An 8,738-nucleotide genomic window follows, 5' to 3' on the forward strand; every position below is an offset into this window, starting at 1 on the left:
TTCAGGGCTCGTCGACGGGCTCCTCGCCGGGGAACTGCTCGTCGTGGCCGTCGTCGTAGCCCTGCTCGTAGGCCTCCTCGAGCTCGGCCTGCCGCCGTCCCCGGTGGTCCTCCAGCTGCCACCGCAGCCTCTCGTCCTGGTCCCGCTGGTAGTCCTCGTCCTGCCGGTAGTCGGAGACGCCGTCCGGTGGCGGCCCGCCGTCCTGTTCGGAGCCGGACGGGCCGCCCAGCAGCCACAGCGCGCCGCCGACGAACGCGATCACCACCGCGAGCACGGCCAGGCCGCGCAGCCACCCGAGCACGCGGCCGAGCAGCCGCACGACACCGTTGTCCATACCCGGTGGTCGACTCCGCCCCGGCGCCTCGTTACCCCGGGTCCCCCGGTCGTGGAGAGCCCTGCGGGAGGAGGCCGTCGCCCTCGGCGGCGCCGGGTCGACGGCGCGTGGTGGCGTGCGTGCGGTGGGTGGCCCAGGCGGGCACGGTGGAGCGCTCCTGGGGGGCGGGTTCTCGTCGTGGGCCCAGGTGGTCCACAGCCCGGCCAGGCAGGAGGAGAAGGCCTCCAGAGCGGCGGCGGAAAACCAGGGGACAGGTCGACACGGGTGGGGTATTCCTCAGCGTGCGGGGGTGGACTCGCGGTCCCGGCTGTCGTGGCGGTCGTGGATCTCGTAGAGGTCCTCGCCGATCTGCTCCGAGTGCTCCCGCACCCACTCCCGCAACTCCTCGGGCCAGCGGGTCCGGGAGGACCAGCGCACGCCATCCAGGCTTCCCACCTCTACCCGCGCCCCACGCAGGTCGGCCTCCGTCATGTCCGTCAACAGCGGCGCGATGCTCTCCCACAGGCTCTCGGGGCTGTAGCCGGAGACGAGCGCGCGGTGGATCCGACCGGCGACGGCAGCGACGCTGAGGACGTCGACGCTCGTGCTCGGGTGAGATCCGGCGCTGATGTCGAAAAGGCGAGAGGCAACGAGGCGTCGCACATCGACGCGGAACCGGAACAGGGCGTGGTGTAGCTCGCCGAACAGGGTCAGGAGCTCGTGACGCTCACCCGCCTGTCCATCCCACAACCCTTGAACCCGGTCAGCGAACACGACCAGCTTGTCGACGAGGTCCGCTTGGGCATCAAGGAGGGGGAGGCGACGAAGTTCGTCCAGGTCCTTCTTGACGCTCAAGATCGCATAGGGCAGGGCGGTCCGCCGGACAGCGCTGCGAGCGTCGAGCACGATCCGGACACGGTCGGTGTGCCTGGTGATCCCGGTCAGGCGCACGAGGATCTCCAGTTCCCCCAGCGGCAACCGGGCGCGGGCGTGCAGGCGCGCCAGCGGTGCCATCCTGCCGAGAACGGCCAGCACCGCCCGCGCGTCCGGTTCCTCTCGCAGGTGCTCCCTCGACATTCCGAAGCCTCGCAGGGCAGTGCGGGCAGCCTCCACAAGGCCTGGGCGAGTGGCGAAGGCCGCCTCCGGCCACATGCGGATGGGGAAGTCGTGGACGTTCTCCCCTCCGCCACTCGGGGGCTTGGCCCAGGTGGAGCCCGTGGAGGGGGTGATGGTGTGCTGGTCGTCCAGCCCGCCGCGGGTGAACGCCGGAGTGGTCCCGGCCAGCGCGGCCAGCACCCGGCGGCCACGCCCGGACGGGACCGCCGGGACCGGGCGGGTGAACGCCGGGCTGCTTCCGGCCAGCGCGGCCAACACCCGACGGGAAAAGGACTCGCCGTTCACGCCTGATCACCTCCGCCTTCCGGTTCCTCGGTCCTGTCGTCGGGCTGCGGGTCCTGCGCGGGCAGCAGCGACTGCGCGTAGCGGGCCACCTTCTTCACCACCACCGGCGCCGCGGCCCCCAACCCGAAGAACACCAGCCCGTTACCGGGGATCGCGGTGGACACCGCCGCCGTGGCGAACGCCGCGATCACCAGGTTCACCACCAACGACACCGCGTACGGCCCGCCTCCCGGCCCCCACGGCGGCCTCCACGGCCACCCCTTGCCCTTGACCCGTTGGCTCGCCTCCAGGAACACCACGCCCAGGTTCGCCACGGCACCGACCGCCCCCCACACCGCGGGGACCAGCAGTTCGGGTAAGGAAGGCTCCACACACCACAGTCTGCCACCCGACCGGCCGACCACAGCCGGGATCACGGCCCGTCACCGCACCGGAGCAGCGCACCGAGCCCCGCAGACCTGCACCGGACCGCTCACCGGGACCGCCCCGCACCGCGCACTACGACCACCGCCCTCCTCGCGGTCCAGACCGGGCCGGACGGGGACGTAGGCGGCCGGGAGGCCGGGAGGCAGCAGGGTGCAGTGGTCCATCGCGGCCTCCGGGACGGATCATCCGGGAAGGTGACCGGCGCCTGCTGCGCCCGGCCGCCGCGGATTCCCGGATCGGGTGGTAGCCGGGGTTGGCTCCGTCCCGGCCTCGGCCCTGGAGGACCACGCGGTGTGCTAACCGCCCTCACTTTTCGAGGACGGGCAGCCGCTCTGCCTGGAGCCCCGCTCCAGCGCGGCAGCGGACTCCTCCAGCCAGTCGGCGACGACCGGCACCGGCACCTTCACTCCACTGCCGACCAGCCGTAACCGGCCCCGCTCACGGACCGCGAGCGCGGCCCTGCGCAGCAGCGGCACCGGCCCCATCCGCCACACCGTCGTCATCGTCGCCCGCCCCTGCCCGCCTCGACGGGGTGGACCCGTGCGATCGGCTCCACCCCGTCGATCCTGTACTCGTCGTCGTTGGCGTAGCCGCCACCGAGCAGGTCCACCCGCTCCTGCCGGGGCATCGAGAACACCTCCACCGGGGACTTGCTGGTGTAGTGCGGGCATTGCGCGGCGGTGAGCCGGGCGCACTCCAGCGAGCACAGCGCCCCGCCGTACATCAGCACCGCAGTGCGCGATCGGTTCTGCGCCGCCAGCACGAACACCTGCTCTCCCCTGGGCCGCCCGCACACCTGGCACAGGTCCAGGGCGAGCATCCGCTCGCAGCGCCCCTCGTCGAACTCCAGTGCGTCCCAGACCCCGCCGGACGCGGTGGCGATGACCGTGGCCGCCCACGGCGTCGGCCGGGCCCCGGGGGCGCCCGCGCTCACCGTGCCGTCCGGCTCGACGTCGAAGGCGCACCGCGAGCGACGCCGCGGCCAGCCGGGCGCCACCGCGGCCGCCGCGTCCACCACAGCGGTGTCCACCGCACCGGCCGCGTCCGCGACGGCACGGCCCACCGTTCCTGCGCGAGGAGGAAGTCCCATCCGCGAGTTCGACTCCGGCGCGGTCACCGATGCTCCCCGTCGGGCTCCTCGCCTGGGGCGAGGATCGTGCCGGTGTCGTGGTCGTAGCCCGGCAGCCACATCGACAGCTGCGCCACGGCGTCGCCCAGGGCCGTGATCGCGTCGGCCGTCTCGACCGGCGTGCGGGCCTGCGCGAACCGGTCCCACGCGTGGCGCGTCTCCAGGCCCGCGTCATGCCAGGCCGTATCCCCGCCGGCACCGCGCGCCGCGATCCGCCGGTCCACGATGCCGCCCAGAACGGGCAGCAGCGCGTCGACGATGTCGTCGGTGTCCGCGTCGTCGGCCAACCGCGGGCGGGCGTCCCGGACCGTCGAGATGGCGGTCCACACCCGCTCCCGATCAGCATCACCGAACGCGAATCCGCCCACCGCCTCATCCATGGTCATCTCCTCGTTCTACGACAGGGGCGGCGGCGGGTGACGCCGCCCAGGCGAGCAGGGCCGCGCAGGTGCAACGAGCCGGTCGGCGGCTCGCCCTGCGTCCGCGCGGATGGCGCAATCGGCGTGCGGGCCCATCCTGCCCGGACCGCGTGCGAGCGCAGCACCATGGTCGACCTGTTCCCCGTTCGAGGGCCACGACCAGACAGCCCTGCACGAGCGGGTGCGCCAGGACGGCCTCGGCCTGGACCACTTCGAGAGCCGCTCCTGGACCGGCCGGCACCGCCACGTCACGCTGGCCTCGGTCACCCAGGCCATCTGCACCCTGCCGCCAACCCGTCCAGACCACAACCACCCGCAAGAAACCGCAGCTCAACAGCACCCAACAAGGTCCTACTAGGGACGGCAGCGTGGGCAGGGCACGAGTGCTCCGCTGTCGTCCTCGACGTAGCGCTCGTGTGGCGCCGGGCCGTCGCAACTGCCACACCATTCAGGCCAGTCGGCACCCGCAGGTTGCCGCGCGTGCCAAGGCCCCGGCTGAGGCGATCGAGTTGGCGTTGCCCTGCGGGCGGCCGGCGGATCGGTGTGCGGGGCCGTCTCGAAAGATTCCGACCGGTTCCGAGCGGTGGCCCGGTGCGTGGCGGCGACCTTGTGCGCGGCGATCCCGTACACGAACGCCAGGAACGGCCTGCCCTGGTCCCGGTAGTCGGACAGCGCGGTCAGCACCACCAGGCACACCTGTTCCGCCGCCGCGAACGTCCCGTCCCGCCTGCCCACCCTCGCGCAGCAGTAACGCACCACCACAGGCCGCACCACCTCAAGCAACGACAGCGCGGCATCGCGATCGCCCCGTACCGCCGCTGACAGCTCGCCCGTCCAGGCATGGCGGGAGGCGGGGGGGTGATGCGGTGTTCCTGTGGGCGGTGTGGCTGCGGGCGGCGGCGCGGGCCAGGCGCAGGCACTGCTGCTCGGCGGCGCGGTCCAGGCCGTGCACGCGCACGCAGTGCAGGTGCAGCAGCGTCGCGAGCACCGTGTCCGGGTCGGGGGGCGTCGGAGTCGGCGGCGAACGCGTGCTTGGCTGCGGCCACCGTCGCGCCGTGCCCGAATCGACCGAGCTCCGGCCGGTAGTTCTCCAGCCTCATGGTGGCGAGCAGGCCGCGCTCGCGCAGCCCCTGGCTCCACGTGCCCAGGGCGGCCAGCACGCGGGCGCGCCCGCCGTCCTCGTCGGCGGTGGCCAGGCGCAGCCGTAGGTGGTGGCCGCCGTGGTCGTGGTAGGGCAGGAACCACCATGTCGGCGCGTGCCGGTGGTGCGGGTCGGAGTGGGCGAGCCGGTCGAGCAGGGCGGGCAGATGCCCGGTGAGCAGGGTGGTGTGCAGATTGGGGTGGGCGTGCAGTTGGGCGTGGACCCAGGGCCCGGCGCCGGGCAGGTGCGCGGCCCTCAGGTCGTGCGCGATCGGCGCCCGCCCGCGCGCCACCACCCGCCGGTGCGAACGGGGGTGTGGGTGAGGTGGATGGTGATCTCGTGGGCGTGCCCGTCGATCCACCTCAGGTCAGCGGGGTGAGGGCTGGGTGCAGGGTGGCGGTGCCGCGCCGGTCCAGGTGGATGCGCAGGGGCCGGGCAGCTCAGCCGCGCCGGGCACCAGCGGGCGGGAGGGGGAGATGATCGCGCGGCCGTGGTGCAGCGCGGGCAGAAACGGCAATGCGCGCGATCGGGCCCCAGTCGAACAGGCCCCAGCAGGCGGGCCCCGTCCCCCACCACGCCCACCAGGGGAACGTGGTGCGGGGTGTGGTGGGCGGGTCGGTGCAGGCCGCGCGCTGGTGGGCGGGGAAGCGGTCGCAGCCAAGACGCCCACGTTCCCGGTCCGGCGGGCGGTGACCACCGAACCGGGAACGTTCGAGTTCAGTGCGCGAATTCGAGGGCGGTGGCCAAGGCCGGGACAGGGCCCCAACCGCCATGCCCCACCGGAACCTGCACCTCGCGCTGCGGGTCGGTGAGCAGTTCATCGCCGATGGCGGGGTAGAGGCGCAGCGTGGTGGAGCCGGGGACGATCGGCACGAGCACCTCGCCCACGCGCAGGCACATCGCCCGCCGGGCCGGGACGCGCTGCTCATGCCCAACCGCCGCGTCGGCGTCCTGGCCCTCGCAGGGCTGGACGGTCGCGGCCTCGGCGTGGGCGCGGTCGACCACGACCTGCACATCGTGTCCTGCCAGCAGGGCGGCGACGGAGGTGGCGAGGCAGTGGACATGAGCACTCCTCGGACAGTGGCGGCTGACCGGTTTCGGACGCCTCCCGCTCCGGTCGTGACGCCGCAGCGCTGGTCGATACCACTGCCTGACAGGCGCGGCTTACAGCGCTCTCCACTTTTCAGGACGAGTTCCCGTGGGGGCGCTGGTATTTCCGGGATGATGCCAGACGAAAAGGGGAAATCAAGGGGAGCGCGTCTCCGTGTCGTAGTTCGACGCCTGAAGTTTGGTTTCCGCTCTGACGAACGCTTCGAGATCGCTTTCTGGATGGAAATAGACCTCATTTTTCGCTGCGGAAATCTGCAGCCTGTTCAGACGGTCGACGGTACTTTTCGGAACGCGTCCGACCGCAGGGTTGTTCGAATCGGTCGCGACGTAAAGCCGCCTTCCCAACGGCATCACGACACTGTCGGCGACGTCGATGCCGACACCGTCCGAAAGTCCGATTTTATCCGGTTTCCCGTGCAGGACGGACACGGCGGGAGTGTCGCCAATAAGGAAATCCTGGTCGGTATTCAGGAATTGAAGGTGTCGCCGCCCCAGGAGGGTTCGAACCTTCTTGTAGGCACGCTCCTGCAGTATCCTGAAGAGAAAGCCTTCTTCGTATTTGGCCCTGATGGGCGCTTCGAGACGATCCAAAGCCGTCTCAATCCAGCCCGTCCCGGACAGGATGAAGCCGGTTTCCTTGTCCATGTAATGGCGCAGAAGTTCGGGATGCTGTCGAACTTGACTGCGCAGCCCTTCTCGGTTCGACTCCCATGCCGCGCGGTGGATGGCGGGTGCGTCGTTGCTGCGCACCACATGCAGTGCCACCATGTCCTTGATAACCTCGATCAGTTCGGGGTATTCGAGGATCGTTCCCCTGTCGGCGGCGGCGAGCGCGTCGGGGAAGGCGTTCTCGATGCGACTCCACATCTCCTCGGCGCTCCCGGAGGCGTATTTGATGAAGTCGTCCGCCTTGCCGCACGTCCGGGGGCCGACGATGTCCAATCGCCTGTCGGGTCGGACGATGTCCACGCGCGCGAGTGCGATGCCTTGAGGAGGCTTGTCCCATGTGAAGCGTCGCAGCAGGACCTGGGAGATCAGATGTTGTTTCCTGACGTGCCGACCGACCTCGAACGCTAGTTCAGCACGCCGTTTGTTCACCATTTCAGCGTAACTCAAGGCTTCCGGGGTCGGCTTCCACATGTGTTCACCCTACAGGGCTGGAGTCGTCGGTGCGATCCGGATTCTGATGCAGGCCGGGCGCGGCAACTGGTTCGGCGTCCCGGGAATTCGGGCGCTATCCAACTTCATGATCGTTCCATTGTCCGGTGGAACCGGCCTCCGGCTCCGGGGTCGAACTGCCCTGACGGTCGCCTGTCGAAGGTGAAGGTGGAGTCACTGTCGGGACGTCGCCCTGGGGGCGGAGTCACTGTCGGGACGTCGCCCTGGGGGCAATGTCGCCCTGCCGCCTTCCAGTCCTTCGTGGCGCGCACGGACGCTCTTGTCGGGGTCGGGCGTCGTCGTCTATGACGATCAACCTGTCGCTTGAATTGGGTCACGCGTGCCGTCGGCCGAAAGTTCATGCGCCGCTCCCTCGCGCCCCTTGCGCTCGCTGTCAGGACGTGGATCTTGTAAATCCGCTGGAACCAGCCGGGATGGTCGCTAGTGCTGCATCTCGGAACGTTGACCCGCTAATCGGCCCGGTTGGCTGACGGTCCAGGCTGGTCCTCCCATGTCGAGCGGGAGGTGGTTGTGGGTCGTCGTCCGGAGGTGTTCGTCCGGTCGTTGTCGATGGAGGAGGGCCGGAAGCTGGCCCGGATCGGCAGGACGGCGAAGGACCCGGTGCGGTTGCGTCGGGCGATCGTGGTCCTGATGTCCGCTCAAGGGCAGTCGGTGCCTGACATCACGTCGTTGATGCAGTTCAGCGCCGATTATGTGCGTGATGTGATCCACGCGTTCAACGAGCGGGGGTTCGCGGCACTGGACCCAAAATGGAGCGGGGGACGCCCGAGGGTGATCGGTGAGGCGGTCCGGCGACGGATCTGCCTGATCGCCAGGACGTCCCCCGCCTCCCAGGGCATCACCGCGTTCTCGACCTGGTCGCTGTCCAAGCTCCGAGCCCACCTGCTCGACCGCGGCACCGTCGCCGCGATCAGCCGGGAGACCCTGCGCCGCATCCTGCACACCGGCGGCGTGTCCTGGCAGACCACCTCCACCTGGAAAGCCTCCACGGACCCGGACTTCATGGCCAGGATGCACCGGATCCTGGACCTCTACGACCATCCGCCCGACGACGGCCGGGTGATCTGCGTCGACGAGTTCGGACCACTCAACCTCCAGCCCCGCAAGGGCAAGACCTGGCGGCCGACCAGCGCACCACTGCGATTACGCGCCACCTACAACCGCCACCACGGCGTGATGCACATGCTCGCCGCACTCGACCTGACCACCGGGAAGATCCACTACCGCATCCGGCGCCGCAAACGACACGGCGAGTTCCTCGACCTCCTCAAGTCCCTGCGCGCCAGGTGGCCGGGGCAGAAGCTCTACATCGTGGCCGACAACTTCTCGCCGCACCGCCATCCCGACGTCCTGACCTGGGCCGCCGACAACGACGCCGAGTTGGTGTTCCTGCCGACCTACTCCAGCTGGTTGAACTGGATCGAGGCCGAGTTCACCGCCCTGCGCTACTTCGCCCTCAACGGCACCGACCACCTCACCCACGCCGAACAGAACGCCGCGATCGCCGCCTACATCCGCTGGCGCAACGCACGAGCCCGCCCCAAGACCGGCTTCGCCACCGACTCACCCATCCGCACCTGGACCGATTACCCGACCAAGGTTGCGTGACGCAGCACTAGA

10 protein-coding genes and 2 pseudogenes are annotated in these 8,738 nt (G+C 70.3%); 2 read left to right on the top strand and 10 right to left on the bottom strand.

What is annotated here, in order from left to right:
* Position 1: 1 nt before the first annotated feature.
* From LV78_RS40025 to LV78_RS40050, 6 genes are all read right to left on the bottom strand, one after another.
* The gene (locus tag LV78_RS40025; RefSeq protein WP_253851433.1) at positions 2-334 is read right to left on the bottom strand and encodes a hypothetical protein; all 333 of its coding nucleotides are present in this window, start codon (positions 332-334) and stop codon (positions 2-4) included.
* Positions 335-610: 276 nt separating this feature from the next.
* Positions 611-1,714: a hypothetical protein gene (locus tag LV78_RS40030; protein ID WP_253851434.1), complete on the bottom strand. Its 1,104-nt coding sequence runs from the start codon at positions 1,712-1,714 to the stop codon at positions 611-613.
* Entirely contained in the window at positions 1,711-2,085 is a 375-nt protein-coding gene (locus LV78_RS40035) for a hypothetical protein (RefSeq protein WP_253851435.1), read from the bottom strand. The genes LV78_RS40030 and LV78_RS40035 overlap by 4 nt, the downstream gene beginning before the upstream one ends.
* A 351-nt stretch (positions 2,086-2,436) precedes the next feature.
* Complete coding sequence (locus tag LV78_RS40040) at positions 2,437-2,643, bottom strand: hypothetical protein (protein WP_253851436.1); 207 nt, start codon at positions 2,641-2,643, stop codon at positions 2,437-2,439.
* Positions 2,640-3,203, bottom strand: coding sequence for a hypothetical protein (locus LV78_RS40045; protein ID WP_253851437.1), 564 nt, complete (start codon positions 3,201-3,203; stop codon positions 2,640-2,642). The genes LV78_RS40040 and LV78_RS40045 overlap by 4 nt, the downstream gene beginning before the upstream one ends.
* A gap of 50 nt (positions 3,204-3,253) precedes the next feature.
* On the bottom strand, positions 3,254-3,649 hold the full coding sequence (locus LV78_RS40050; RefSeq protein ID WP_253851438.1) for a hypothetical protein: 396 nt from the start codon (positions 3,647-3,649) through the stop codon (positions 3,254-3,256).
* A gap of 217 nt (positions 3,650-3,866) precedes the next feature.
* On the opposite strand from LV78_RS40050, the pseudogene LV78_RS42195 reads away from it, so the two are divergent.
* Positions 3,867-4,046, top strand: a pseudogene (locus tag LV78_RS42195) (hypothetical protein); the annotation flags it as partial.
* Positions 4,047-4,234: 188 nt separating this feature from the next.
* On the opposite strand, the pseudogene LV78_RS40055 reads toward LV78_RS42195, so the two are convergent.
* The 4 genes and pseudogenes from LV78_RS40055 to LV78_RS40070 all read right to left on the bottom strand — a co-directional run.
* Positions 4,235-4,477: pseudogene (locus LV78_RS40055) on the bottom strand (RNA polymerase subunit sigma); the annotation flags it as partial.
* Positions 4,366-5,190 carry a thiopeptide-type bacteriocin biosynthesis protein gene (locus tag LV78_RS42155; protein ID WP_372495064.1) on the bottom strand — a complete coding sequence of 275 codons (825 nt, stop codon included), beginning with the start codon at positions 5,188-5,190 and terminating at the stop codon, positions 4,366-4,368. The pseudogene LV78_RS40055 and the gene LV78_RS42155, both read right to left, overlap by 112 nt.
* Positions 5,191-5,546: 356 nt before the next feature.
* Complete coding sequence (locus LV78_RS40065; RefSeq protein ID WP_253851439.1) at positions 5,547-5,843, bottom strand: hypothetical protein; 297 nt, start codon at positions 5,841-5,843, stop codon at positions 5,547-5,549.
* Positions 5,844-6,074: 231 nt separating this feature from the next.
* Positions 6,075-7,079: a DUF4238 domain-containing protein gene (locus LV78_RS40070; RefSeq protein WP_253851440.1), complete on the bottom strand. Its 1,005-nt coding sequence runs from the start codon at positions 7,077-7,079 to the stop codon at positions 6,075-6,077.
* A gap of 549 nt (positions 7,080-7,628) precedes the next feature.
* Between LV78_RS40070 and LV78_RS40075 the strand changes: the two genes are divergently transcribed.
* Positions 7,629-8,726 (top strand): IS630 family transposase, encoded by a 1,098-nt coding sequence (locus LV78_RS40075; RefSeq protein WP_253851441.1) that lies wholly within the window; start codon positions 7,629-7,631, stop codon positions 8,724-8,726.
* The last annotated feature ends 12 nt before the right edge of the window (positions 8,727-8,738 follow it).

The organism is Actinosynnema pretiosum (genome assembly GCF_024171695.1).
Lineage (GTDB): Bacteria > Actinomycetota > Actinomycetes > Mycobacteriales > Pseudonocardiaceae > Actinosynnema > Actinosynnema pretiosum.